General features: G+C 69.8%; 22 protein-coding genes and 1 pseudogene. 17 read left to right on the top strand and 6 right to left on the bottom strand.

The features are described 5' to 3' along the window. The first annotated feature begins 322 nt into the window (after nucleotides 1–322). The 5 genes from ACFV0T_RS36965 (at nucleotide 323) to ACFV0T_RS36945 (ending at nucleotide 6,126) form a co-directional block, all read left to right on the top strand. Nucleotides 323–2,176: a diacylglycerol kinase family protein gene (locus tag ACFV0T_RS36965; RefSeq protein WP_385789111.1), complete on the top strand. Its 1,854-nt coding sequence runs from the start codon at nucleotides 323–325 to the stop codon at nucleotides 2,174–2,176. Then, entirely contained in the window at nucleotides 2,177–3,130 is a 954-nt protein-coding gene (locus ACFV0T_RS36960) for a YihY/virulence factor BrkB family protein (RefSeq protein ID WP_385789109.1), read from the top strand. Beyond that, the gene (locus ACFV0T_RS36955) at nucleotides 3,131–3,943 is read left to right on the top strand and encodes a phosphatase PAP2 family protein (RefSeq protein ID WP_385789107.1); all 813 of its coding nucleotides are present in this window, start codon (nucleotides 3,131–3,133) and stop codon (nucleotides 3,941–3,943) included. Between the two features lie 229 nt (nucleotides 3,944–4,172). Beyond that, nucleotides 4,173–4,718, top strand: a complete 546-nt coding sequence (locus ACFV0T_RS36950; protein ID WP_385789106.1) for a TetR/AcrR family transcriptional regulator — start codon at nucleotides 4,173–4,175, stop codon at nucleotides 4,716–4,718. Nucleotides 4,719–4,914: 196 nt separating this feature from the next. Beyond that, entirely contained in the window at nucleotides 4,915–6,126 is a 1,212-nt protein-coding gene (locus ACFV0T_RS36945) for an AI-2E family transporter (protein WP_385789104.1), read from the top strand. Between the two features lie 53 nt (nucleotides 6,127–6,179). Here the strand turns inward: ACFV0T_RS36945 and ACFV0T_RS36940 are convergent, their stop codons facing one another. Then, complete coding sequence (locus ACFV0T_RS36940) at nucleotides 6,180–6,581, bottom strand: hypothetical protein (protein ID WP_385789102.1); 402 nt, start codon at nucleotides 6,579–6,581, stop codon at nucleotides 6,180–6,182. A gap of 137 nt (nucleotides 6,582–6,718) precedes the next feature. Further along, nucleotides 6,719–7,807, bottom strand: coding sequence for a glutamate--cysteine ligase (locus ACFV0T_RS36935; protein WP_385789100.1), 1,089 nt, complete (start codon nucleotides 7,805–7,807; stop codon nucleotides 6,719–6,721). Between the two features lie 415 nt (nucleotides 7,808–8,222). Here ACFV0T_RS36935 and ACFV0T_RS36930 point away from each other — a divergent pair, with 415 nt between their 5' ends. Beyond that, nucleotides 8,223–8,939, top strand: coding sequence for a hypothetical protein (locus ACFV0T_RS36930; RefSeq protein WP_385789098.1), 717 nt, complete (start codon nucleotides 8,223–8,225; stop codon nucleotides 8,937–8,939). Nucleotides 8,940–9,169: 230 nt separating this feature from the next. Continuing rightward, nucleotides 9,170–11,287, top strand: a complete 2,118-nt coding sequence (locus tag ACFV0T_RS36925) for an FUSC family protein (RefSeq protein ID WP_385789096.1) — start codon at nucleotides 9,170–9,172, stop codon at nucleotides 11,285–11,287. Nucleotides 11,288–11,320: 33 nt separating this feature from the next. On the opposite strand, the gene ACFV0T_RS36920 is transcribed toward ACFV0T_RS36925, so the two are convergent. Further along, the gene (locus ACFV0T_RS36920; protein ID WP_385789094.1) at nucleotides 11,321–13,273 is read right to left on the bottom strand and encodes a glycoside hydrolase family 15 protein; all 1,953 of its coding nucleotides are present in this window, start codon (nucleotides 13,271–13,273) and stop codon (nucleotides 11,321–11,323) included. A 497-nt stretch (nucleotides 13,274–13,770) separates the two neighbouring features. Here ACFV0T_RS36920 and ACFV0T_RS36915 point away from each other — a divergent pair, with 497 nt between their 5' ends. Continuing rightward, entirely contained in the window at nucleotides 13,771–14,346 is a 576-nt protein-coding gene (locus ACFV0T_RS36915; RefSeq protein WP_385789092.1) for a CGNR zinc finger domain-containing protein, read from the top strand. Between the two features lie 170 nt (nucleotides 14,347–14,516). Here the strand turns inward: ACFV0T_RS36915 and ACFV0T_RS36910 are convergent, their stop codons facing one another. Beyond that, complete coding sequence (locus ACFV0T_RS36910) at nucleotides 14,517–15,272, bottom strand: hypothetical protein (RefSeq protein WP_385789090.1); 756 nt, start codon at nucleotides 15,270–15,272, stop codon at nucleotides 14,517–14,519. 285 nt (nucleotides 15,273–15,557) lie between these two features. Between ACFV0T_RS36910 and ACFV0T_RS36905 the strand changes: the two genes are divergently transcribed. Together ACFV0T_RS36905 and ACFV0T_RS36900 are read left to right on the top strand one after the other, a co-directional pair. Further along, nucleotides 15,558–16,301, top strand: coding sequence for a hypothetical protein (locus ACFV0T_RS36905; protein WP_385789088.1), 744 nt, complete (start codon nucleotides 15,558–15,560; stop codon nucleotides 16,299–16,301). Between the two features lie 217 nt (nucleotides 16,302–16,518). Further along, complete coding sequence (locus ACFV0T_RS36900) at nucleotides 16,519–17,259, top strand: VOC family protein (RefSeq protein WP_385789086.1); 741 nt, start codon at nucleotides 16,519–16,521, stop codon at nucleotides 17,257–17,259. 186 nt (nucleotides 17,260–17,445) lie between these two features. Here the strand turns inward: ACFV0T_RS36900 and ACFV0T_RS36895 are convergent, their stop codons facing one another. After that, nucleotides 17,446–19,128 carry an FAD-binding oxidoreductase gene (locus tag ACFV0T_RS36895; protein WP_385789084.1) on the bottom strand — a complete coding sequence of 561 codons (1,683 nt, stop codon included), beginning with the start codon at nucleotides 19,126–19,128 and terminating at the stop codon, nucleotides 17,446–17,448. Here ACFV0T_RS36895 and ACFV0T_RS36890 point away from each other — a divergent pair. The 4 genes from ACFV0T_RS36890 (at nucleotide 19,127) to ACFV0T_RS36875 (ending at nucleotide 23,048) form a co-directional block, all read left to right on the top strand. Continuing rightward, the gene (locus tag ACFV0T_RS36890; protein WP_385789082.1) at nucleotides 19,127–19,753 is read left to right on the top strand and encodes a TetR/AcrR family transcriptional regulator; all 627 of its coding nucleotides are present in this window, start codon (nucleotides 19,127–19,129) and stop codon (nucleotides 19,751–19,753) included. The two genes, ACFV0T_RS36895 and ACFV0T_RS36890, sit on opposite strands and share 2 nt — an antisense overlap. A gap of 621 nt (nucleotides 19,754–20,374) precedes the next feature. Next, nucleotides 20,375–21,451 (top strand): fatty acid desaturase family protein, encoded by a 1,077-nt coding sequence (locus ACFV0T_RS36885; protein ID WP_385789081.1) that lies wholly within the window; start codon nucleotides 20,375–20,377, stop codon nucleotides 21,449–21,451. Nucleotides 21,452–22,116: 665 nt separating this feature from the next. Next, nucleotides 22,117–22,455 (top strand): SCO0607 family lipoprotein, encoded by a 339-nt coding sequence (locus tag ACFV0T_RS36880; protein ID WP_385789079.1) that lies wholly within the window; start codon nucleotides 22,117–22,119, stop codon nucleotides 22,453–22,455. 86 nt (nucleotides 22,456–22,541) lie between these two features. Beyond that, entirely contained in the window at nucleotides 22,542–23,048 is a 507-nt protein-coding gene (locus ACFV0T_RS36875) for a DUF6193 family natural product biosynthesis protein (protein ID WP_385789078.1), read from the top strand. Between the two features lie 281 nt (nucleotides 23,049–23,329). On the opposite strand, the pseudogene ACFV0T_RS36870 reads toward ACFV0T_RS36875, so the two are convergent. Further along, a pseudogene (locus tag ACFV0T_RS36870) lies at nucleotides 23,330–23,479 on the bottom strand (sodium-independent anion transporter); the annotation flags it as partial. A gap of 375 nt (nucleotides 23,480–23,854) precedes the next feature. On the opposite strand from ACFV0T_RS36870, the gene ACFV0T_RS36865 reads away from it, so the two are divergent. The 3 genes from ACFV0T_RS36865 to ACFV0T_RS36855 all read left to right on the top strand — a co-directional run bounded on the left by ACFV0T_RS36865 (nucleotide 23,855) and on the right by ACFV0T_RS36855 (nucleotide 25,895). Continuing rightward, complete coding sequence (locus ACFV0T_RS36865; protein WP_385789076.1) at nucleotides 23,855–24,247, top strand: MerR family transcriptional regulator; 393 nt, start codon at nucleotides 23,855–23,857, stop codon at nucleotides 24,245–24,247. Between the two features lie 254 nt (nucleotides 24,248–24,501). Then, on the top strand, nucleotides 24,502–25,161 hold the full coding sequence (ribB, locus tag ACFV0T_RS36860; protein ID WP_385789074.1) for a 3,4-dihydroxy-2-butanone-4-phosphate synthase: 660 nt from the start codon (nucleotides 24,502–24,504) through the stop codon (nucleotides 25,159–25,161). Nucleotides 25,162–25,166: 5 nt separating this feature from the next. Further along, nucleotides 25,167–25,895 (top strand): HAD family hydrolase, encoded by a 729-nt coding sequence (locus tag ACFV0T_RS36855; RefSeq protein ID WP_385789073.1) that lies wholly within the window; start codon nucleotides 25,167–25,169, stop codon nucleotides 25,893–25,895. The last annotated feature ends 121 nt before the right edge of the window (nucleotides 25,896–26,016 follow it).

The following is a 26,016-nucleotide window of genomic DNA, read 5'->3' as shown; positions in this document are numbered from 1 at the left end:
GATCCGGGATCCGGGATCCGGGATCCGGGATCCGGGATCCGGGATCCGGGATCCGGGATCCGGGATCCGGGATCCGGGATCCGGGATCCGGGATCGCAGCCGCGCCTCGATCGACCCCGAAGTCGCCGCGCCTTCGTCCTCGTCCTCGTCCTCGTCCCGCGGGCAACGTCCACCGGCGCCGCCGTTCTCCGGACGGCTCCGGACACGCCCGAACGCCCAGCCCTGGCAGGACTGAGAGTGCGCAGTCGGGGCAAACGTCGGTCGACATGGAGGAAGAATCCGGCCGAGACGCGTAGGCGATGCGCTGACTGTGGGAGCCACGATGCCGACCGCCGTACCCGAACCAACCGCTCAGCAGTCCGGCCGATCTACCGGCGCGCCTCGTGAAGGACGTTCGTACGCGCTGCCCCTGGGTCTGGGACGGACATCGGCGCGCATCGGTGCACTGACGTTGTGTCAGGCCGCGCTCATGGTCGGGGCGGGGCTGCTCATCACCGGTCCGGCACACCGGATGTGGCCACTGACCGTGGAGGACCGGGTCAACGAGGGTTTCGAACATGTCCGCACGCCCGCCCTCACCGCACTGTCCTCCGTCGGGTCGGAGGCCGGCAACACGCTGACGGTGGTCGTCCTGGCCCTGCTGGCGTGCGGGGGCCTGGTGCTGATACCCCGGCTGCCGATGTGGCGGCAGGCTTCCTTCCTCGCCCTCGCCGTCTCCCTTCAGGCACTCGTCTTCCTCGTCATCACCACCGCAGTCGACCGACATCGCCCTGACGTCGACCGGCTGGACGCCTCGCCTCCCACCTCCAGCTACACATCCGGTCACGTCGGGGCGGCCACAGCGTTGTACGCCGGGCTGGCCGTCGTCCTGCTTCCTCGGCTGAGCGGAGCGTGGCGCAAGGGTGTCGGCGTAGTGCTGCTCATCATCCCGCTCCTGGTGGGTGTCTCCCGGCTGTACCGCGGCATGCACCACCCGACCGACGTGTTGGGCGGCCTGGCCAACGGCAGCCTCTCCCTGCTGATCGTGGGCCGTGCCCTGCTCGTCGAGAAGACAGTGACCGCGCCCCCGTCCTCCGGCGTCGCCCAGCGTGTCACGGACTCCTCTGGGCGCACCTCGTACGTCCCGGGCGCCACCACAGTGATCCTCAACCCCACGGTCACGGCGGAGCACGAGCGCGAAGCGCTGCGGCAGGTCCTCGAGCTCCACGGCCATGACGGGGCCGAGTTCATCGAGACGACGGCGGACGACCCCGGCGCCGGACAGGCCGCCCGCGCAGTGGCCGAGGGTGCCCGGCTGGTCGTGGTCTGCGGCGGAGACGGCACCGTACGGAATGTCGCCGCCACCCTGGCCGCGAGCGGGATCCCGCTCGCGATCGTGCCCTGCGGGACAGGGAATCTGCTCGCCCGCAACCTCGGCCTGCCGCTGGTACCGGCCGACGCGCTGGACGCGGCGCTCCGCGGCAGCCCGCGCCCCGTCGACCTTGGACGCGTCGTGGGCGACAACCTCGCCCCCACGTACTTCACGGCCATGGCGGGGGCCGGACTGGACGCCGCGATGATGGAACACACCGACGACCGGGCCAAGTCGGCCCTGGGCTGGCCTGCGTACGTACTGGCCGGCATCGGCGTCCTGCGCACGCCCCGGGTACAGGTGACGATCCGCCTCGACGACGGACCGCTCCTGCGCCGAACCGCGCGCATGGTGCTCGTGGGCAATGTCGGCACGGTTCAGGGCGGCGTGACACTCCTGCCGGCCGCACGCCCCGACGACGGGGTTCTCGACCTGATGGTCCTCGACCCGCGCGGCCCCGCCGGATGGATCCGAGCCCTGGGCGCGGTACTGAGGGGCGGGCGAAAGGCGGCGCGGGCAAAGACCGTCGGCCGGACCGTCGCCGCCACCACCGCCGCCAACTCCGCCAGCACGACAGCCGCCGCGAGTAGCGGCGACCCCAACGCCAACCGCAACCGCAACGGCAACGGCAACGGCAACGGCAACGGCAACGGCAACAAAGCGAGTGGGCCGGTGGAGTCCTTCGTCTTCCGGCGAGCCGAAGTGACCTTCGACGCTCCGCAGCCCCGGGAACTCGACGGCGACACTGTGTCGCGCGGCCTGCGGCTGACCGCCGAGGTCGCACCCGGCGCGCTGACCGTCATGCTTCCCGACCGGGAGCGCTGAATGGGAACCGCCACCAACGTGCCCGTGACCCGTGACATGCTGGGCGACGAGTTGTCCGCGGACGAGGCACTGGCATCACTGCGTCGCTACGGCCGCTGGCCGCTTGTGCGCGACTCCTTCATTCGCTTCCGGTACGCCGACGGCTTCAGTCACTCCCGCGCTCTCGCCCTGCAAACGGTGCTTTCGGTCATCCCCATGGCCATCGCGTTCGTGGGACTGTCCGCCTCCCTGCACACCGAGGACATCGGCAGACTCGCGGAACTGACGATCCATCGGATCGTCGCGGGACCCAGCGCCGACGTGGTCGACGACGCGTTGCGCCGCAGCCGTCACGGCGGGGGCGACGGAGCCCAGGTCGCCCTCTGGTTCGGTCTGGGCTTCTCCCTGGTCAACATCACCACCGCCATGTGCCAGATCGAGCGGGGCGCCAATCGCATCTACGGCAACGAACGCGACCGGCCCTTCCACCGGAAGTACCTTCGCGGCCTCGTCATGTCTGTCAGCGCCGGGCTGCCACTCGGTCTCGGCTTCGTCGTGATGGTCGCGGGCAAGGATCTCGCCGCCGCGGCCGGCGTCGTCTATCACCTCCACGGGGTACCGCAGACCGCCTGGAGCATTCTGCGCTGGCCCTTCGGATTCCTGCTGGCGCTCATCTCGGCCAGCGCCATTTTCCGCAGGTCACCGCGCCGCAAACAGCCCGGTTACACCTGGCTCGCCTTCGGCGCGGCGGTCTATCTGGTGCTGTGGACCCTGCTGACCTGGCTGTTCAGCCTCTACCTCGACATCAGCGGGTCGTTCGACACGGTGTACGGGCCGCTCAGCGCCTTCATGTCACTGCTGCTGTGGGCCTACCTGACCTCTATCGCCCTGTTCCTCGGGCTTTCCTTCGCCGCCCAGTTGGAGGCCTCCCGGGCGCTGCGCCCCGGCCCGGTCCACGACGACCCGGGAGTGTGAATGCCTGTGCCTGACTCCGCTCGGCGTCTGCGCGCCAGGCGGCCCGGCGCCGACCGCCGTTACGGAGTCCACCTCCTGGGCGCGGCCGCGGCCGCCGCGGCCGGCGCCGTACCCTTCGGGCTGCTGCTCGTCCTGGTCAAGAGCCGGTGGGAACCGCTGCGACGCCTGGACTCTGGTGCCGCGGGACGGCTGCACGCCATCGCCGTCGATCACCCGAGTTGGACCGAGACCCTGCGCTTCCTGTCCGACCGGGTGTGGGACCCGGTCACGCTGCGCACCGCGGTCGCACTGCTCACGGTCTGGTTGCTGTACCGCCGGGCCTGGCGCCTGGCGGCCTGGTCGGCTGTCACCGCCGTGGCCGGTGGACTGATCGGTTGGCTGGTCAAGGCAGTGACGGAGCGTGCCAGGCCGTCCCTGGAGGACCCGGTGGCGCACGCCCCTGGCTATTCCTTTCCGTCGGGGCACGCGATGACGGCCACCACGTCGTTCGCCATCCTGCTCCTGGTCCTGCTGCCACTGGTCCCGCGTGTCTGGCGTCCGCTGTGCTGGGCAGGCGCTGTCGTCTCGGTGGCGGGTGTCGGCTTCACCCGTGTCGCGCTGGGCGTTCATTGGTTCAGCGACGTCGTGGGCGGCTGGCTCCTCGGATGCGCCGTGGTCGCCCTGACCACCTGGGCGTTCGAGGCGTGGCGTGCGGACGCCGGACGGCGTCCGACCGGCGTCGGAGGCGGGCTGGAGCCTGAACTCGGCACGCGGCGGCCCGAAGCCGAGCTGTTCGCTCCGCGATCGCCCACCGGCCGTCGATCGCGCAGGTGATGGCGAGGTCACGGCGGGAGTGCGGAGCGTCAGGCAGCTGCGCGTGCGCCGAGGGGGCGGCGACGCAGGCTTGCGGCTTCCCGGGCGGGCGCCCCCTCCTGGGGTTGTGGAGGAGCACCCGTGGATGCCTTACCCTGCCGCTAAGCAGAATGGCTTTCCGGAACTATGTGGAGAGGCTTTCCGGTTACGCAACCGGAGGGACCATGAGGCAGGGCCGCCGCCTCGCCGTATGCGCGCGGACGCACAGCGCAACGTGGACGCGCTGATCGAGGCCGCAAGGACCGTCTTCGACACATCCGGCGTCGACGCACCGGCCAAGGAGATCGCCGACCTGGCCTCGGTCGGCGTCGGGACCCTCTACCGGCACTTCCCGCTGCGCTCAGACCTGGTCAAGGCGGTGGTGGCGGACGGGATCGAGGCCTGCGCCGCGGCCGGGCCGCGGCTCAGCGCCGTCCACGAGCCGAGCGAGGCGCTCGTGGAGTGGCTGCGCCGGTACACCGAGTTCCTGGGGACCAGACGAGGACTGGCCCCGGCCCTCCATTCGGGCGATCCCGCCTACGCGGCGCTGCCCGGTTACTTCCTGGAGAAGGTCGGTCCCGCTCTCACCTCGCTGCTCGACACCGCGGCAGCCGGCGGAGCCGTCCGCGACGACGTCAGCGCTCATGACCTGCTGTACGCCATCGCCAACCTGTGCATGCCCGTACCCGGCGAAGGACCCGAGTACAACCAGCGCATGGTCGCCCTACTCATCGACGGGCTGCGCACCCCGCATTGATGCGGTCGCTCACAGCGCTACTGATGTGTGGCCCATCAAGGTGATCCAGCGGCCTCGCCGTCCCGGCAGCGGACATGTCCGGCAGCGGCTGTTGTTGAATCTCACCCTGTGCTCGCAGGCGATGGCCGCGATGCCCACCCTTCCGGGCGGTGCACCCGTAGCGATAGTCCTTCCCTTCTGAGAAACAGGTGCGGCCGTGAGGTTCTGGAAATGGTGGGAGCACCTTCGCGCCAAGGTCGAGGAGGCGGACGCGCGTCACCGGTCGGCGACGGCGCACGACGACGACGCCCCGGAGACGGCATCGCCTTCAGAACGTGGCTATTCCGTCGCTAACAGACCCGAGCCCGCTGCGGCCGTCCCGTGGGGCGTGCGGGTCGCCGCGGAAGCCGGCTGGCGCCTCCTGGTCATCGCGGCCTCCCTGTGGGTGCTGGGACGGGCCATCAGCACGGTGCGTCTGGTCGTGCTGGCGTTCGTGGCCGCCCTCCTCATCACCGCGCTCCTGCAGCCCACCGTGGCCCGTCTGCACAAGCACCGGGTGCCGCTGGGACTGGCGACCGCCTCGACCGCGCTCTGCGGATTCGTCCTCCTCGGGCTCGTCGGGTGGTTCGTCGTCTGGCAGGTGATGGACAACCTGGACGACCTCTCCGGCCGACTGCAGGGCGGCGTCGAGGGGCTCAAACGATGGCTGCTGAACAGCCCCTTCCACATCACGGAAGCGCAGATCAACGACTTCACCCAGAAACTGAGCGACGGCATCGGCTTCAGCAGCGAACGGCTCACGTCCGTCGGCATCCATGGCGTCACCTTGCTCGTGGAGCTCGTCACCGGCGTTTTGCTGACCGTGTTCTGCACGCTGTTCCTGCTCTATGACGGATCCCGGGTCTGGAAATGGACCCTCAAATTCGTTCCGGCTCCCGCCCGCCCCGCACTCGCGGGCGCCGGTCCCGTGGCATGGCGCACCCTCACCTCGTATGTACACGGCACCGTCATCGTCGCCTTCATCGACGCCGTCTGCATCGGCCTGGGCATCTACCTCCTGGACGTGCCCCTCGCCCTCCCCCTCGCCGTCGTCATCTTCGCCGCCGCCTTCGTGCCCCTGGTCGGCGCGGTGGTCTCCGGAGCACTGGCCGTCGTCGTCGCCTTGCTGGCCCAAGGCGTGTTCACCGCGCTTCTGGTGCTGCTCGTCGTGCTAGCCGTACAGCAGCTCGAGGGCCACATCCTGCAGCCCTTCATCCTCGGACGTGCGGTACGGGTGCACCCGCTGGCGGTGATCCTCTCGGTGGCCGCGGGAGGCCTGGTGGCCGGCATCGGCGGCGCCGTCGTCGCGGTACCCCTGGTAGCGGTGGCCAACGCGGTGGTGAGCTATCTGCTCAGGCGGCATGGCCCTCAGCCGGGCGAGCCCGCGTAGGGCGTCCGCCGGGAACGGATCCCGATCACGGCCACCGCGACGTGAAAGAGCGCTCAGCCGGCGAGGGCGACGAGCCTTCGGTAGTCCAAGTGCTCTCTCCGCCTGGCCGTGACATGCACATGGACGTCTGTCAGGAACTCCTTGAGCGCCGTGTATCCGGCGGTGTAGGCCTCCTCCTGCCCTCCGGCGAGAGCGGGGATCCAGAAGATCACGAGCCGCACGTTCCTGCGTGTGCCTTCCGCGCTGGCGAAGGACAGTTCGTGGACGACCAGGCGCGGCTCGTCGGCGGGCAACGCCTGGATCAGCTCGTCATGGGTCAGATTGCCCTCGACCTCTAGGGCCAGGTCATCCGCGGTATCCCGATAACTGAGGATCACCGTGTTGATCCCCCGCGTCTCCTTCAGATGTTGGAGGGCACCAACGCCGTCTTCCGAAAGGCCGGTCGGAGTGTTCACGCAGACCTCGCTTTGCTCATGGCCGGGACCCGGTGTTCAACGACGCGGTCCCTGCCGAAGGCACGGCGGGTGCGTGCCTGTCGTGCGTGCCGCATCGAGCCGCTCGAACCCGCGTCGCCACGGTCGGCTCGCCGGGTTCAGCTCTGGGTGCGGCGCACACACTCGGTGACGACGCGCCGCAGGCTGCCGGTGCGCTCCAGCAGCCGCCGCTGCTCGCCGGCGCCGTTGCCACCGCGCAGCAGCTCCGCCACACCTTCCTCGACCCATGCCGCCTCCCCACTCCCGGTCAACGCCGCCCCGACGTGCTCCACCAGTGAGCGCAGCACGTCCGCGGCCGGCCTGGGCCGCATGGTCGCGGGGTCCAGCAGATCCTGCTCCAGGCCGGAACGGGCGGCCTGCCAGGCCGCGAGCCTGAGCAGGGACACGCTGTGGTCGGGCGGCGGCAGCCCGGCCCGCCAGTCCCGCGCGGCCGTCTCGACCAGCGCGCGGGCCAGCGAGGCGACGAGCACGGCGGTGTCCGCCCGTAGGCACACGTCCGCCACCCGGACCTCCACCGTCGGGTATCGCGCGGAAAGGCGTGCGTCGAAGTACACCATCGCCTCGTCCAGGATCACCCCGGTGGCCACCATGTCCGCCACCAGTCGGCGGTACCGCTCTTCCGAGCCGAACAGCTCTGTCGGCCCCGCCGACGGCCAGCGCCCCCACACCCGATTGCGGTAGCTGGCGTAACCGGTGTCCCGCCCCTGCCAGAAGGGCGAGTTGGCACTGAGCGCGCACAGCACCGCGAGCCACGGACGCAGCCGGTCGACCACGGCCACGCCCTCCTCGGGGGACTCCACCGACACATGTACGTGGCAGCCGCACACCAGCTGCTCCCGGGTTGCGATCCCGTAGTGTTCGGCCATCCACCGGTAGCGCTCGTTCACGCTGAGCGAGGGGCTCACCGGGAGGGGCGAGCTGGCGAGCGCCGCGACCGTGCACCCGATCTCACCGGCGTGTCGCGCCGCCTTCCTCCGGCAGCGCACGATCTCGGCCCCGAGGTCCGCCATCTCCGACTGCGGATGTGTGGCGAACTCCAGCATCTGCCCGAACAGCTCCTTCTCGAACACGTCCTGTCCGGGGTCCTCCTGGGCGGCCCGGGCGAGGACCGCGGACGCCAGGGCCTTCGGCCGCCCGGTCTCCGGGTCGACGAGAAGGAGTTCCTCCTCCACTCCGACGGTGCGCACCCGATGCCACTCTCCTGTCCGGTCCGCTCATCGCCGTCCCGGGGGTGTTCGTGGGCTCGCGCCCCTGGGTGCCGCCCGGGTACCCACGTCTGCGCAGCGGACACGGTGGGTCTGATGGCCACCAGGTCCTCGGGCCGCCGGGAGACGCTCCGCGGACGGAACCGCGTCGTGCGCGACACGCACCGCACCAGCGGTGCCCAGCGGGATGGCAGCAGCCCGAGGAAGAGCCGAACCCGCGTTGTCGCCCGACGAACCGGTGATTCGGTGATTTTGATCAAGCGGTGCGTGATGGTGGATCAAGCGGTGCGTGATGGTGGATGCGGAATGGTCCGGGTACGCACGCAGCCGGCGCCCTCATGCGATCACGTTACAATCCGTTGCCCCTCTACGCGCAGCACACGCAAGGACAACTCCCATGGCGAAGAGCCGCGTCGAAGCTCGAACGAGGCACCCCAGGCACGAGCGCCGCGGTGAAGCGCGGCTGCCTGGCGTGGTCGCCACAGTCATCGCCATCGCCTTGTACGTAGGCCTGCCGCAGCAACTCTTGGTCGCACCCCGCTATGTGATGCCCGCATTGGAACTACTGCTTCTGGTGCCGCTCGTCGCGATCAATCCCAAGCGGCTCACCCGGCAGACCACGGCCTTCCGGTTCCTCTCCTTGACTCTCGTCCTCATCATCGCGGCCAGCAACCTCACCGCCCTGGGCATCCTCGTTCACGAGCTGATCTACGCCGACGTGAAGGACGGCCGCTCCTTGCTCGTCGCCGCACTGCAGGTCTGGCTCACCAACATCATCGCCTTCGGCCTCGCCTACTGGGAACTGGACCGGGGCGGGCCCGTCGCCCGCACCCAAGCCCCCCGCGACGCTCTGCCCTTGGCGGACTTCCGCTTTTCGCAGGACGAGAACGACGACGCGGTGCAGGAAGTCGCCGACGGGTCCAGCGGCACCTCCGACTGGGTTCCGACCCTCGCGGACTACCTGTACATCTCCGTGACCAACTCGACAGCCTTCAGCCCGACCGACACCATGCCCCTGTCGACGCGTGCGAAGTTGTTGATGAGTGTCCAAAGCGTCGCCGCCCTCCTGACATCCCTTCTGGTGATCGCTCGCGCGGTGAGCATTCTTCACTGACCGACTGATCGACAGGCCGAATCGGGTGATGGCCAGTGAACTCCGCGCCCTGGCAAGGTCTCTTCCTCGACCAAGCCGCGACCATCGGCCCTGCGCTGGAACTCCACCCCTTTCCGGCGGTGCATCCGCTACGCGCATCGGACCCTGCACGGCACGAGTGGCAGTCGAGCCGGGGCTGGCAGACGATAAGAGTGCTGGTTCCGCGCCCTGCCGCCTAAGGAGTCCCGGACATGCGCTGGTGGTCGTCGCTGATCACGATCGGGCGGGACGGGCTGCGCATCCAACGGGCATTCGCCGCCCCGTCGGCGATCGTACGGGCCGTACTGGCCGTGCTGCTCGCCACGATCCTCGGCCTGCTGCTGGACGACCCCGTCGCCGGGGCCATGGCCAGCGTCGGTGCCTTCATCTGCGGAATCGGTACGCTGCTGAGCCCGCTGCGGCACCCTGTGGTGAACGCGCTCGGGATGGCCGCGGCCTTCAGCGCGATGGCGGTGCTGGGAGCCCTGGTGCACGGCACCACCTGGCTGTTCCTGCTGCTGCTCGCGGTCGCGGCGTTCGCCGCCGGGCTGTGGCGGACGCTGGGCGTCGCGCCCGGTATTCGGGCGTGCCTCGCGGTCATCGGGCTGATGATCACGGCTGATCTCGCTCCCGACGTGCACGGCGGCCTGGTGATCGCCGGATGGATCGCGGTCGGGAGCGGGCTCGTCGTGGTGGTGCACCTGCTCCCGCCGTACGGTCCGAGGTTCGCCTCCCAGCGCCGCACCCTGGCGGCCCTGTACCAGTCGCTCGCCAAGGCTGCGGACGCGGCCGGTCCCGCCACCCTGGGCGGGTCCGCTCCGTTCACCGCGGCCCGGCAGGCCCTGGACGTACTGCCGCAGTTCAGCCGACCGGCGGCGGCGGCCATGTTCGGACTGCTGGGCGAGGCCGAGCGCATCCGCCGCGCGCTGCACACCGTGCGGCTGACGGTACCCGCGACGTCGGCGGCCGGGGACCAGGAGGCACTGGCCGCCGCCGCTCAGGCGCTGGGCAGCATCTCCCGCACGGTGGCCTCCGGCCGAGAGCACCGCGCTCCCGACGAGGTCCGCGCCCTCCTGGAGTCGTGGGCGGCCGCCTCGCCCGTACGCGGCCCGCGCGACCTGGTCGCGCGGCTGCAATCCGCCGAGCAGCTGGCCCTGCGCTCGACCGACGACCGCCTCGGCGACGTACTGGAACCCCACACCGAGGTGCCGGGCCTGTACGCGGGCACCCCCTCCGTGGCACGCACCGCCCGGCGGATCCGGGCGCAACTGCATCCCCAGTCGCCCATCTTCCGTCATGCGGTGCGGCTCGCGGCGGGCGTGGTGGTCGGTGAGATCATCGGACGGTCGATCGGCGGGTGGGGCGGGCTGGGCATCTCCGCGCACGGCTTCTGGGTGGCCCTGACCACGCTGCTGGTGCTCTTCCCCGAGTACGGACACACCATCGCCCGGGGCTGGGGACGGGCGGCCGGAGCCGTACTGGGCGGCCTCGTCGCCTGGGCGCTGTCCCTGCCGCACTGGTCGCCCGGCGGCCTCGCGGTCCTGGCGGTGGTGCTGGCCGCGGCATCGTTCGTGACCCTGCGGACCGGGCAACTGATGCTCAACCTGTGGCTGACCACCTGGATCGTCTTCCTGATCCACCACGTCGGCGGGCTGCCCGGGCCCACTGCGTGGGCGCGCGCCGCCGACACGGTGGTCGGCGCCGCGCTCGCCGTGTTCATCTTCCTGGTCTGGCCTACCTGGTCCACCCGGCGGGTGCCGGGATTGCTCGCGGAGTGGCTGCGGGTGCAGGACCGACTGCTGCCCGAGCTGCTGACCGGCTACGCCGACGTCGGGGCCACCGACACGGTGGCCGTCGACGCGCTACGGGCGCGGTCACGGCAGGTCAGGGAGCACCTGGAGGCCGCGGTGGAGCAGTCGCACGCCGAGCCGGCCGAACACCGCAGCCCCTGGTCGGGCGCGCAGCTGGAACAGATCAGGACTCAGGTGTCCACGGTCGCCGGATGCGCCACCCTGCTGGGCGAACATTTGCCGCGTACCCCGCAGGACACCGTGCCGGAACTGACCGAACTGGTCGATCCGCTGCACGAACACCTCTCCGCGCTGGCCCGTGCCGCCGCCGGAGCCGAGACCGTGACCCCAGGGGCACTGCGGTCCGTCTTCAACTCCTTCACCACCCGCTCCGGCCTGCTGGCCGAGGCGTCCGACGGCGCCGCCAGCGTCACGACCAGCCGCGCCGTCGGCCTGAGCACCGCAACCGTCGACGCCGTCGAGGCCCTGACCGCCACCATCGCCTCCCGCTACCGACCTCGTCGCCACGCGGCGGCCTGACAGTCGTGCCTGCCACTCCGCGCAGTCGCGCGCTCACCTGCGGGTGACGTGGCCCGACGGGGAGGAGGTACTCAGGGTGACAAGCGGACCTCCGTCCACACCTGCCATCGGTTGCCCGTAGAGAACCGGAACCGGGGAGGTGGGAGGGAAGCCCGGCGTGGCGGCGTCGAGATGGGCGTCCAGGCTGAGGGCGGCCGTGACGAGGGCGAGGTGGGTCAACGCTTGGGGGAAGTTGCCGAGTTGCTCGCCGGTCAGCCCGATCTCCTCGGAGTACAGGCCGAGATGGTTGGCGTAGGTGAGCATCTTCTCGAAGACGAGTCGCCCCTCACTCAGATGGCCGGCGCGAGCGAGGGCTTCGACATACCAGAACGTACATGCCGAGAAGGTGCCTTCGGAGCCGAGCAGTCCGTCGGGAGAGGCAGCGGGGTCGTACCGATACACGAGGCCGTCGGACACGAGATCCTTCTTGATCGCGTCCAAGGTCGAGAGCCACCGTGGATCCTGCGGGGGGATGAACCCCACCGCGGGCATCCGCAGAAGCGCGGAGTCCAGGACGTCGCTGCCCAGGTCCTGCGTGAACGCGGCACGCCCCGGACTCCACCCCCGCCCCAGGATCTGCCAATAGACGGCGTCGCGTTCCCTCGTCCAGCGCTGCACCTCGGCGGGGCGGCCGCTTCGAGTGGCCATGCGGATGGCCCGATCCATCGCGATCCAGCTCATGAGCCGTCCATAGGTGAAGTCCTTGTCACCGCCCCGCGTCTCCCAGATGCCGGCTTCGGGACGGTCCCAGTTCTCGCACACCCAGTCCACCGTGTTGATCAGCGCCTGCCAGATACGGCAGGTCGTCGGCAGACCCTGCTGGTCGGCGAAATGGAGGCACTCCAGTGCCGATCCGAAGATGTCGAGCTGCAACTGGTCAGCGGCACCGTTGCCGACCCGCACCGGCGCCGAGCTCCGGTAGCCCTCCCAGTGGTCCAGGGTCTGCTCCGCCAGGTCGGAGGAGCCGTCGACGCGGTACATGACCTTCAGAGGGCGCTCGCCCGGACCGGTGTATTCCTGAACACGGTCGCCCAGCCACTCGGTGAACGCCACGGCCTCCTCGGTGAATCCGAGCCCGAGCAGCGCGTGAAGGGACAAAGAGGCATCGCGTACCCAGGTGTAGCGGTAGTCCCAGTTGCGCTCGCCTCCGACCTGTTCCGGCAGGCTGGTGGTCGGAGCCGCGACCATGGCCCCGGACGGGGCGTACGTCATGAGTTTGAGCGTCATGGCGGAGCGGTTGACCGTCTCCCGCCACCGTCCGGTGTAGCGCGAACGCGCCAGCCAGTTGTGCCAGAAGGCGATGGTGTCCTCCAGAAGCCGCTCGCATTCCGCCGGCGGAACGATGCGTGGCGGACCGTCAGCGAACGTCTCCAGGACCAGGCCGCGGGTCATACCGGCCCGCAGCCCAACCGTCATACACACATCACCGGAGTGAATCCTCCGGCCGCTCGCGCACTCGCCGTCGACCGCGTCCACCACATGTACGGTCATGTTCGTGTCCCGGCCGGCGAAATGCCAGCCGCCCCGGTGCGAGGTGACCTCGTGCGGTTGCCGCGCGTAGTCGAACCGAGGCGCGATCTCGATGTCGAACGAGATCTCACCGCGTGTGCACCGCAGCATGCGCACCAGCCGGTGTTTGCTTGTCGGATTGCGGGGCGAGGCCGGCGGCATGAAATCCACGACCGATCCGACGCCTTGCTCGGTCAGGAATCTGGTGAGCAGCACACAGGTGTCCGGATAGTAGAGCTGCTTCGTCGCGTACGTGGGTGCCTGGGGAACGATCGTCCAGTGACCGCCGTTGTCGCTGCCGAGCAGCGCTCCGAAGATGCTCGGCGAGTCGAACCGCGGGCTGCAGAACCAGTCGATCGTGCCCTCGGTGGAGACCAACGCGGCCGTCTGCAGGTCACCGATGAGTCCGTGGTCTTCGATCAGCGGGTGTTCGCTCATGGGGGCCTCTTCCCATTCCGTCCGGCGCCGGCGATGACGTCGCTGCTACCGACCACGCCGCTCGTGCACACGACGCGCCCCACTTCCAGACTGCATGGCACGCGCGGGCTTCGCATCACTCCCGGCGGTGGCCCGGCGGGGCGCGACTGTCGGTGACTCGGTGTTCCACAGTCCGGAAGGCACGCATGACGGCATGACGGCCTATGTGTACTGGCCGTTTCCGAATCGCCCGGTGGTTGCGGCAGCCACCGGCACGCCCGCCAACCGGGCGAGGGACCGGGCGGAACGGCATGGTGCGAGGGCCGGACGGGGCGTGCGGCCGGAGACTGGTGGCCGGAGCCAGGCAGGAGAGAGTATGGACGATCGCAGCCGCCCCGGCGCCGCGGCCTCCGCCACCACCGCGAGGCGGTGTACTCGTCGGCGGAGAGCAGGTCGGCCGCCAGCCACCACCCTACGTAAGCCTCTTCCGCAAATAGACCATGTGTTAGAGTGTCGAGGTGCCCAGGAACGAAGGATCAAACTCCGCGCGACAGGCCCCCGCGGCTGTCGCGGCGATCGTGAACCTGCTCAACTCCCGACCGCACAGCACTGCTCCCACGTTCCCGGACACGCTCCAGACCGCTCGGACGGCGAGCGACATCCTGCGCCCCTTCGGGCAGCCCGAGGGTCTGGAGCCCTCACCGGAGCGCATCGACGCCGTCCGTGATCTGCGCACGACCCTCATGGACATCGTCTCCGCGCCGGACAGCGCGCAGGCGGCAGTCGGCTGGACAAAGCTCGACGAGCGCGCCTCTTCGGTCACACTGCGCCAGGACTTTTCGACGCCCGGAACGGTGCGGCTGCTGCAGGTGGACGGCGACCCCGTTGTCGGTGCCATCACCCTCACGGTGGCGCGGCTCATGACCGAGGGCACATGGCCTCGAATCCGTGTCTGCGCCAACGATGCGTGCACCCGCGCGTTCTACGACACCACCCGCAGCCGCACTCAGCGTTGGCACTCGTACGAGATGTGCGGCAACAAGACCAATGTGGCCGCGTACCGCGCCCGGAAGAAGGCCGCCCCCGAAGGATGATGCCGGAGAGACAGGTCGCGTCCCGCCCGTAAGCGGCTAGGGAGGAGGACCTTCCGACCCGGGATACTCTCGGTCGCGACAACCTCCTGCCGAGGCATCCGAATCGACTTGCCACTGCACGCGGTGGCTGACCCCCGCGACCACCAGAACTGACCACCCGGGCCGTCGTTCTACGCGCCTGGCCAGGTGCCGAGTGCGTGGGCCAGTCGGTCGCTCTGTTCTCGGGTGATGCCCTGGGCAAGGCGAACCTCACACCGCGGACTGATGGACCCGTCGCAGTGCAGGATTCCACGGAAGGGCTCCGGGCTGCCCGAGAGCGGGGAGGCGGCAGGAAACGTCCATTCAGCCGGCTCCCACAAGGGGTGGTCCTCGATGAACGCTCGCGCGAGGGGCGGTGCCAACGTCTCAGGGACGCCCGCACGCACCAGTGCGTCGCCGAGTATGTCCACGGCTTCCTCGGGTGTGTCCCGGTCGCCGAGCGTGGGCAACAGGAGGAGCAGGCGGGCGTATTCGGCGTGGACTCCCGGGGCGTCGAGGTCGGGCGTGCGCGCTATGTGGTGGAGCTCCCGCCAGGAGAGTCCCGGGCCGGCCCGGTGGCCGCCGACGCCGGCCAGGTGGCCGTGCCGCCCCCACTCGGGGTGGGTGACGAAATACTCCGTTCCCGGATCATCGGGAATGTTGCAGCCCACGACCATCGCGGTGTGGCCGCCCGCGAACGGGATCCGGAAGACAGGCCACTGGTCCTCGTCGCTCAGCGCTTCCAAGGCCGCGTCGGCATCGGCCCCGTCGACACCGAACCATGAAGGAACGGCGTCATACTCCTCCGTCTCGCTCAGCCACATCAGGCAGGCCGCCCAGAACCCCGGCAGCGCCAGCAGTCCCTCCCCCGCGACAAGGGGGGCCTTCTCGAATCCCTTGATCAGCACCGGTCCAGCCTCCCACCCGCCTACGACAGTCCGCACACCGCTCGTTGACTCCACAAGGCCTGACCCACATCAGTTTCCTGCGCACGCGTGAGAGTTCGCGACCGAGGGAGTGCGGGACGGCGACCTCCCCAACCTCGCGAACAAGCCCCTCACCGGATCACTACGGTCACTACCCGGGAGCCTCAAGGACGGTGGACGATAGTTCGGGATCACCTTCCAGGGAAGGACGCAGCGAGTGGCCATCAGCGTGGGTGACGACGGATTCGTGATCGGAGCACATCCCGTATGACCTCGCAGGAACCGCGGGACCTGCTCGTGCAGGTCCGGGGTGGGCCCTCTCCGCTGTACGAGCTGGAGGATCCGCAGGCTTACGCCGATCTCGGCGCCTTCACCCGCAACGTTGCCCTGGACGACGAGCGTCTGGGCCTCCCGACGCACTTGGCGGACGCATTGCGCTCCTGGTCGCGGTCGCGCCCGTCGGCGGGTTTCACCTCACGTCCGGAGCTGCGTAAGCACGTCGAGCAGGGCCTGGTGCTCGCCCGGCGACTGGCCGAGCAGCTCGGGCCGTTGCGGCCTGTGCGCTACTGGGACGAGCGCCACCGGACGGCGAAGTGGGTGTGCTGGACCTGCGACCGCCTGCACTGGGAACGCTGCGGCCACGGCACACCGGCGTATCCGGTCGACCTCACGGTCGAAGGCGAGTTCGCGTACGGACCGCTGCGCTCCGACGGATTCGGGGACTTCTTCCCCGACGATCCCGCCGCCGGACTGGACCTCTCCGACAGCCTCGTTGCCGATCTGTACACGTGGGCGCGGAGTATCGACACCACACTCAACCTGGACCTGCGCGACCGGGAGGACGGCAAGTACGACGACGAACGAGGCCGGTTGTTCGGCGAGGGGATGGAGCTGGCGAGACGCGTCGCCCAAGAGGTCGGCCCCGACCGGACGGTGACCTACAAGGGTCTGGCCAACGGAGGTCTCGACAAGCTGACGGTGATCAGATGGCAGGGAGTCCGACAGTTGTAGTCACCAGATGAACGTGGCCGGTGGAGCGAGCGGAGAGAGTGATCGAGGACGCGCGTACGCGGCCCACCCACATGAGGCTGACTGTGACTCAGCGGTTCACCTGGCGGGGCCGAGCACTCTGGTCGGCGAGCTGAGCATCGCGGCACGGTGGGCGAGTTGATCTCTGTTTGGCGACGGTGCCTGCCTCGGTGTGGAGCGGGTGCCTAGGATCACCTCTATGGCACTGAGACCTGTTCAGGTGAACATCAAGGCTCTGGACGACTCGGCGGTGGGCCGGTTCTGGGCGGAGGCGCTCGGCTGGAGTGTTTCCAGCGAGGGACCCGGCGTGACCAACGTCGAACCCGGCGGCGGCTTCGTCTGGCCGGACCCGGTCGCCGTCTGCATCGATGTCGTTGTTGTCCAGGAACCCAAGACCGCCACAAAGAACCGTGTGCATCTCGACCTCGCCACCACCTCTACGGCCCATCAGGCGGAGTTGGTCGCGCGCCTCCAGGCTCTCGGGGCGACGCCCGCCCACGTGGGCCAGGGCGACGTGCCGTGGACCGTTCTCGCCGACCCGGAGGGCAACGAGTTCTGCGTGCTGGAGCCCCGGGAGAACTACCGGGACACCGGTCCGATCGCCCGCGTGGTGGTCGACTGCGTGGATCCGCGGGCCATGGCGCGGTTCTGGGACGAGGCGACGGACTGGACCCTGCACGAGGTGACCGACGAGCACGCGGTGTTGCGCTCCGCCAAGGGCGTCGGCCCCTGTCTCGAGTTCCGCCGCTCCGGCGTCAAGACCGTGCCCGACCGCGTCCACCTCGACCTGCTGCCGTACCCCGGTGACGACAAGGCGGCGGAGGTGGCCCGGCTGCGGGCCCTCGGCGCCACCGACCTCGACCTCGGCCAGGGCGACGTCCCGTGGACGTGCCTGGCCGACCCGGAGGGCCACGAGTTCTGCGTACTCGGCCGGTCCTGACGCGGAGCCTTCACGACATCCCGCACGCGAGCCCTGTGTGCTCATGCGCCATGACCCCAGGCCGGGTGAGCACCGACGAACTCGACGGCCTGACCGTCGCCGCGGCCACCAACGTCCGACCGTCGCCGCGGCCACTGGCGTCCGACCGTCGGTGGCCCTGTCCACGGCGAGAACGGACGTACTCGATCAGGCCCTGCGGAGGGGATCGATCACCGCGCCGGGGTTGAGGATCCCGGCCGGGTCCAGCGTCGCCTTGCCGGCTTGGAGGGCCGAGGCGAACAGGTCGGGGCGCTGCTGGTCGTACCACGGCCGATGGTCACGGCCCACCGCATGATGGTGCGTGATGGTGGCCCCGCCGGCGATGAGTGCCTGGGAGACCGCTGCTTTGATGTCGTCCCACTGCTCCACAGTCCTGCCCCACGCACCCGTGGCGTAGATCCCGAAGTACGGTGCGGGACCGTCGGGATAGACGTGAGTGAACCGGCATGTCACCACGCCGGTGGCACCGACCTCACGCATGGCGTCCTGGGCCGCGTCGTCGACTGCCGCGCGAAGAGCGTCGAACCGGTCCCAAGTGCAGGCGGTCTCGAAGGTCTCCACGATCATGCTCTGCGCGGCCAGTGCGTCGCGTTGGTACGGCATCCGCAGGAACGAGGATCGCCAGGTGTCCGCGGCTCCGCTGCGCGCGGTCTGCTCGGCGGCGTCGGTGTGACGCGGCGGCTCGGACAGGGTACCGCCGTGGTCACGGCAGAGCTCCAGGGCGCGTTCCATCCGGGCGGTGACGGGGTGATCCGCGGATTCGAACCCGAGCACCAGGACGGCCGTTGCTGAGCCCGCGTTGATGAATGCCTCCACCGGGTCCAGGAGCCGGCAATTCGCCGGGTGCAGGCCGGATTGGGACAAGGCGCGAACGGCTTTCACGCCCGCGTCGTGATCCACGAAGTTCACCGACGCGCCTGCCCTCCATCGGGGGCGCTCCTGAAGCCGGACCCACGCTTGAGTGATGACGCCGAGGGCTCCCTCGGAACCGAGGAACAGCCGGTCGGGGGAAGGGCCTGCACCAGAGGCCGGCAGCCGGCGGGACTCGATGACACCAGCGGGGGTGACCACCCGGAGCGACTCGGTGAGGTCGTCCATGTGGGTGAGCAGCGTCGCGAAATGGCCTCCCGCCCGGGTGGCCAGCCAGCCGCCGAGGGTGGAGAACTCGAACGACTGAGGGAAGAACCGAAGCGTGTAGCCATGCGGCCTCAGTTGTCCTTCCAGATGGGGGCCGAGCACCCCGGCCTGGACGAGCGCGGCCCGGCTGGTGCGGTCGACCTCCAGAACCCGGTCCATCGAGGTGAGGTCCAGGCTGACCACGCCGGAATACCCGCCGTCGACACGGGGCTCGACACCGCCGACCACCGAAGTGCCGCCCCCGAAGGGGATCACCGCGACGTCGGCATCGCTGCACCAGTCCAGAACCTGGATGACCTCGGCCTCCGAGGTCGGACGAACGACGAGGTCGGGCACGTGAGGCAGCTTGCCCAGCAGCGCCCGGACCACGTCGCGAAACGCCTGTCCGTGGCTGTGCGCCAGCCGGTCACGAGCACCCTCGGAAACGATCGACGCCAGGGAGGGTGGCGCCTGGACCCTGCTCTCACCCACATCGAAGGACTCGATCGGCGGGGCCGCGTGATCGGTCAGGTCCGCGCCGGGCAGCAGTTCCGAGACCCGTCGGCTCAGCGCCGCACGTTCTGCGCCGACCACCGCGTCCTCGACGTTTCCCCATCCCCACCACGAACGCGTCTTGCGTAGCACTGGCCACACCACCGATCTGAACGAAGGGTAAGTTACCGCTGGGTCACCGTGGCATAGGATGGCGGTCATGGGCAAGCAGGCGAGCGTCACACGCGGGGTGGGCACCAAAGGCATGCCGCGCAAGGACCGGGAACGGCTGATCCTGGACGCGGCGGCAGCGGAGTTCGGCACCAAGGGCTATGCACGCGGGGCGATCGCGACCGTGGCGGCCTGTGCGGGAATCACCAAGCCCATGATCTACGAGTACTTCGGATCCAGAGACGGCCTCTACCTCGCCTGCCTCGACCGGGCGGGCTCCCGCCTCGTCGCAGCGGTGGAAGGCGCACAAGCGGGACCAGTCGGCATCACGCGCGCACCACGCACCCTGGAAGCCATCTTCCGTGCCCTGGAATCGCACCTGGAGGACTGGGAACTCGTCTACGACTCGACCCTGACAGCGGACAGCGGACTCTACGCCGCAGCCACCGTGTACCGGCGGGAACTCAACCGCATGGGAGCGGCCGGTGTGGCCGGCTTCCTCAGCAGCTCGCCGGCCACCGATCCGCTCGATGTCGACCTCGTCACGCACTTCTGGTACGGGACCGTGAGCGCTTCGGTCACCTGGTGGCGGTATCACCCCGATCAGACGGCCGACGACATGACCGCGCGATGCCAGCGGATCTTCGCAGCGCTCTTCACACAGGTCGCCGACTGACTCACCACTCCGCCCAGCACGCAGTCGATCACCGTGCATGGCGCCAACCGCCGGGAACCGTCGTCCTGTTCGTCGCGGAGACGCGCAAGTGGGCGACTGCGTGAAGCTGCGCGGCCGGACGGGGGGCGGCCGTTTCCCCAGCCCGCCGAACAGCATTGACCCCGCCCCGGATCTCCGGGACGGGGTCTGCTCGAGCGCCGGGCAGGCCTTGCACCTGCACCTCCCCGCAGGAAGCGGGGCGTCTTTCCTTGGACCACCGACGCACAACACGTGCAGCGCGTTTCCGCGGCACGCTCAAGATCCAGTGTAACGCGCCTCGGTCAGGCACATCGTCAGGTGTCACCGTATCGCGGGCGCGAGTGGGTTGTCGGCACTCGTCACGCCGACCGAGCCGGCCGGACCACGACCGTGCTCATGGAGCCTGACGTTGTGCGGCCCCCCGGCTTCCGGCGGTCAAGGCACGTCCCGGCGCTTCGGCGGCATGCGTCATCGCCGGAGAAAGCCCAGCTCAGGGCTGTCATGGTGGTGGCATCCCCCTGGGGCGGTGGGGGGCAGGCCCCCCAGGAGGCCTGTGCCTGGCAGGCTTGTCCGGGTCGGACGGCCATCAGCAGACTCGGCTTCATGACGACTTCCCCTGACGCCACGGTCGCGGCCGCAACGCCCGCCGTCCGTCCCCGTAGTTCCGACCCCGAGGCCGGCAGCGACTTCGCCCGGCTGTCCCAGCGCATCACCGAGGCGGGGCTGTTGCAGCGGCGCCCCGGCTACTACACGGTGCGGCTCGGGCTGGTGACCGGACTGCTGGGAGCGGGTTGGGCGGCGTTCGTCGCGCTGGGCGACACCTGGTGGCAGTTGGCGGTCGCCGCGTTCATGGCCCTGCTCTTCGGCCAAGTCGCGCTGGCGGCGCACGACCTGGCGCACCGGCAGGTGTTCCGCCGGCGGCGCCCGAGCGAGGTCTGGGGCCGCCTCTTCGGCAACCTCGGCATCGGCATGAGCTACGGCTGGTGGATGAACAAGCACACCCGTCACCACGCCAACCCCAATCACGAGGAACTGGACCCCGATGTCTCGCCGGACATCCTCGTGTGGTCCACCGCGCAGGCCCGCGACAGCAGCGGTCTGGCCCGCATCGTCGGAGGCCACCAGGCGTTCTTGTTCTTTCCGCTGCTGACGCTGGAGGGCTTCAACCTGCACGTGGCGAGCGTGCGGGCACTGCGGTCGCCGTCCATGAAGAGTCGCCTGATGGAAGGCGGTCTGCTCTTCCTGCACCTGGCGGCCTATCTGTCCGCGCTGTTCCTGGTGCTCTCCCCCGGCAAGGCGGTGGCGTTCCTCGCCGTGCACCAGTGCCTTTTCGGTGTCTATCTCGGCTGTACCTTCGCCCCGAACCACAAGGGCATGCCCACCTTCACCGGCGACGAGCGGCCCGACTTCCTGCGCCGCCAGGTACTCACCTCCCGCAACGTGCGAGGCGGCCCGCTCACCGACCTGATGCTCGGCGGGCTCAACTACCAGATCGAGCACCATCTGTTCCCGAGCATGCCCACTCCCCATCTGCGGCGGGCCCAGGTCGTCGTGCGCGCGTACTGCGCGGAGATCGGCGTGCCGTATCACGAGACCGGGCTGATCCAGTCCTACCGCGAGGCCCTCGCGCACCTGCACCGGGTGGGGGAGCCGATCAGGCGGCAGCGCAAGGCGTCCTGACAGCGGGACGAGTGCCGCAGCACGCACGGACAAGTCGGAGCCACCGCCCTGCCGTCCGCCCGAGAAGATCGAGCAGGCGGCGGCCGGTCTCCGAGGCGAAGAGGGAGACGCGCTCGGGCGCCGGCAGGCCGCGGACGACGGCTACGTCGGACGCCGGCTCAACGCCGCCGAACTCATGCTCACCGAAGGCTTCGTCCCGGCCCCCGGCGCGATCGAGGCCCGAGCCCGCAACCTGCGCGGCGAACAGGTAGAGGAGCCGTCCATCCCGGAGCCGGACAGACCGCACTACGCGCCCACGCCCGAGGGCACTCTGCGCTCCGTGGACGCCGACCCGGCCTTCCGCGTCGGCGAGCACGTGCGCGCCGGGAGGACATCGAAGACCCGGCCGCACCGCACCGCTCGGGCGGTGAGCGTTCGCGGCGCAGGCGATGCCACACATCAGCGGGCCCAGGTGCGGCATCCCGGCCCGGGGCGCAGACCCGTGCCGGGGTTTGGCACCTTGGCGCACTCCCTATCCGCCACCGGGTCGCGACGTGACGCTCCGCCCCCTGGATCGCGGCGAGTTGAGCATCCGCGCGCGAGCTTCTGGGTACGCGTACTCAGGGCTCGGTGATTGCCTGCGGCGAGAGTGGGAGCAGCCCCGATGACAGGAGACGATCGTGTTCATGCCCCGCAGAGCCGGCCGACCCACCACCGCCTTCCGCCCCCGCGGGTTGAAGGCAGTCGGTGCTGCTCTTGTCGGCGCGGCAGCAGTCGTGGCACTCACCGGATGTTCCGGCCTGGAGTACCAGGAGGCCATCTGCAGCAGTGGCGAGTACCCCGTCCTGACAGTGAACGGCACCGGTTCGGCGTGCACCGCGAACGATGAGAAGCCCCCGTCGGGCTACACCCGATACCCGAAGGGCAAGGTGCCACAGCAGGTCGGCGACAAGTGGGACGTCTACTGGGACACTCACACACTCGACGAGGACGGCAACATCATCGACGCGCCGGACGGCGGCTGACCGACGGCCCACACTCGCGCCGAGACGGCCGGGGTCCTGGACCTGAAGGGCTTTCCGTGGCGGCTGCGTGACGCCAGACTGTGGATATGAGCTCGAACCACTCCATCTCCGCGGGACGCTCGTGGCCGACCAAGGCGAACAAGCCTGATATGGCCGTAGTACCCGGGCGCGGACCCGTCGACGCTGTCGAGACAAAGTGGCGGCAACTACCGCTCACCTGGCAGTGGATCCGCGCAAGGCACGGGATCACCAGCCCGGGATCCGCGTTCCCGGGCATTCTTCCCCTCGTGGCTGCGGCCGGCGCACAGCCGAGACTGCGGCAGCTCTACCCGTTCACCAGCCACTTCACCCTGGCCTTCAGCAGCTGTACCCGATATCCGTACCTGGTGGAGGCGCCGGTCGTTGAACCACTCCACGACGGACGGTTCCGCGTCCACAGCCCCCGCGGCGGTGCGGTGATCGGCGAGACCGAAACAGCGGAGGAGGCCGTTGCCCTCGTCATGACCCACCTCCCCGATGGCCTCGGCCCGGCTGTCGCCGGTACGGCTGACGCTCTCGACCGACAGCCCGCCGCTCCACCGGCATCTCCGTAGTTCTACGCCCACCCTCCTACTCCAGGGCTCGGCGCCCCAGTCGGCTACGGGAGCGCGTGATCGGGGCCGCCGGCAGCGGCGCCCCCGTCCGGCTCGCCGGACCCCTGTCCGCCCGGTGAGTGAGGAGAGCACGCTCCGCCGGACGTGCCGGCGATCGCCTCCGTTGGCGCCGGCCGGTCCGAGTTGGCGCCGCGACCGCCGAGCGCCGACAGCGTTTTCGTGAACGGACTGTCACCCCGCGGGTGTTGGCACGCTGCACCATGTCCCAGGGGTGATCGAATGACGACGACGCCGATGGCGAGATGGTGAGTGGCCACCACGCACGCCACGGTGATCACCATGACGGTGATCTTCCCGGCCGGCATCCGTCGAAGCGTCTTCGGGGCGATGGAGTGCCAGTCGAAGGTCGCGACCGACACCATGGTGGGAACGTGTCGTGCTCAGGCACGCCCGGCATCGGTGTGGGCGCACAAGGAGGTATGTGTGCGGCGGCGAATGGCGAGGTCCGCGAGCACCGGTCCGTAGTCCGTGGGCAACGCGGCGACTACGGGGAAATCGTGCGTCGGTCAGGGGGCGAAAAGGTCACGTCGGACAGACAGTGGCGCCGGACGTCACGGACCTGCGCTCGCTCACTCCTGCGGACGACGCTTCGCCGGGGGCTTCTTCAGTCCCGACACGGCTGACCGTCATGAAAACGGCCACACCAGCGAGCCGACCGAAAACCAGGGTGACTCTACCCTAACGTTAGGGTAGAGATCGGCTCGGGCCGTCCGAGGCCCCGGCGAGAGGCGAGGGAGGCAGCGCGTGTGAGCGGTGAACACATGCAGATCGGTGAGGTCGCGGCACGGACCGAGCTGTCACTGCGCACCATCCGCCATTACGAGGATTCCGGCCTCGTGATGCCCTCCGCCCGCTCCCAGGGTGGCTTCCGCCTCTACACCGAGGCCGACGTCGCGCGTCTGATGGTCATCCGCCGGATGAAGCCACTCGGCTTCTCCCTCGATGAGATGCGCGCCCTGCTCGACGCCACCGACCGCCTGGACTCCGGCGACGAACTGTCCAGCAAGGATCGCGAGGAACTGCTGCACCGCGTCCGCGGCTGTGAACAGGCTGCGCAGCAGCGGGTCGGCGACCTTCGCGCACAGCTGGCCCGGGCAGAGGAGTTCGCGGCGGCGCTGGCGGCGCGCCTCACACGGTAGAAGTGCGGCGTACCCCTCGTAGCGCGACCGCGCACGGTACGGGCGGTAAGCGGTGTCGGCGTTGCCGTAGACCTCGACGCGGTCACCCAGCGCCGGGCACCCGCCGAAACAATTCCCGGGCCGCGTCGGCACCAGTGGCCGCATACAGCGGCTCACCTGCGGTGCGACCGTGAACGAGCCGGTTCTGGCGCCTCCTCGTCCACTTGGCGTACGGGTCGCTCAAGGATCTTCGTCCAGCCACCGATGCACTCCCCGTGAATGGTGATTTCGAGGTATCGGTGCTGCGGTCGGACACGGTCCTGGACACGGTGGCGGGCGCTGTCAAGGAGTTGCGGGCCGGTCGGCCCGTGATCGTGGTGGACGACGCGGACCGCGAGAACGAGGGCGACCTCGTCATGGCGGCCGAGTTCGCGACCGCCGAGACTCTGGGCTTCTTCGTCCGCTGGACCAGCGGACTGATCTGCGCGCCGATGGCGCCGGAAGCAGCCGACCAGCTGGACCTGCCCCTCATGGTCCCGGCCGCTACCGGCACCGACACGACCGCGTACACCGTCTCGGTGGACGCGGTCGGTGTCGGCTCCGGCATCTCCGCCGCGGACCGGGCGCTGACCCTGCGGACACTGGCCGATCCCGGCGCCCGTCCGGACCGCCTCGTCCGTCCCGGGCATGTGTTCCCGCTGCGCGCCAGCCCCGGCGGGATCGCGGAGCGTCGTGGGCACACCGAAGCGACCGTCGACCTGCTGCGCCATGCCGGACTGTCCCCGGTCGGCGTGATCAGCGAGGTCTGCGAGGACGACGGCTCCGTCGCTCGCGCTGCCCGGTTGCGGGCCTTCGCCGACGAACACGATCTGTCGCTGATCTCGATCGAGCAGCTGTCGGGCGAGCTGCGTCTCGCCTCTCCGGCCACGGTGTGACGTCGATGCCCCAGGCGACGATCTTCGACCTGGACGACACCCTGGTCGACAGCGGTGAAGCCTGGGCGCGGGTGTGCGCCGCCTTCGCCGCCGTCCACGGGCACCGTTGGCGGGCCGAGGACGATGCCGCGCTGCACGGCAACGGCGGCTGGGCGCCCTACGTCGCCGGACTGTGCGACGGCGGGGCGAGTACCGCCGACGTGCTCGAGACATGCACCGCCGCGATCGCTGACGAATGCGCCGCCGGCCGGGTCCCGGCACTGCCCGGGGCACTCCGTCTCGTGCTCGAAGCAGAACGCCACGGACCCGTGGCGGTGGCCACAGCCAGCCCGCGCCGCTATGTCGAGGCGATCCTGCAGGAGCTGGGCCTGACAGCGCGGATCTCCGCCGTCGTCTGCGGCGAGGACGTAGCCCACGGCAAACCCGCCCCCGATGCCTATCTGAGCGCCGCCGCCGCGATCGGCGTCGCGCCCGCGCGCTGCGTGGCCGTCGAGGACTCCCCGAACGGCATCCGCTCGGCTGCCGCCGCAGGCATGCGCATCCTCGCCATCCCCCGCGCGGGCATGACCCTTCCCCCCGGCGTGGCCCACCTGCCCACGGCACAGGCCCACACCGCGACCGACGCCCTCCCCCTCCTCACCCGACTGCACACAGCCCTACGACCACGTCATCGACTCACCCCGGTCGGTCGTCCTGCGGAAATCGGACTCCGAAGTGACCCTCGGCCTGTGTGATCACATCGTTGATCGCTCATGAGGCCGTTCCACCGATGCTGATCAGGCGACACTGCGGCAGCCGCGCGGATACGAAGGCAGGCGGGCGTCATCGGGGCTGCCCGTTCGTGTGACCGACGGC

Source organism: Streptomyces sp. NPDC059582 (assembly GCF_042735715.1).
GTDB lineage: Bacteria > Actinomycetota > Actinomycetes > Streptomycetales > Streptomycetaceae > Streptomyces.
The sequence above is the reverse complement of the archived record's forward strand: the minus strand, read 5'-3'. Positions and strand labels throughout refer to the sequence as shown.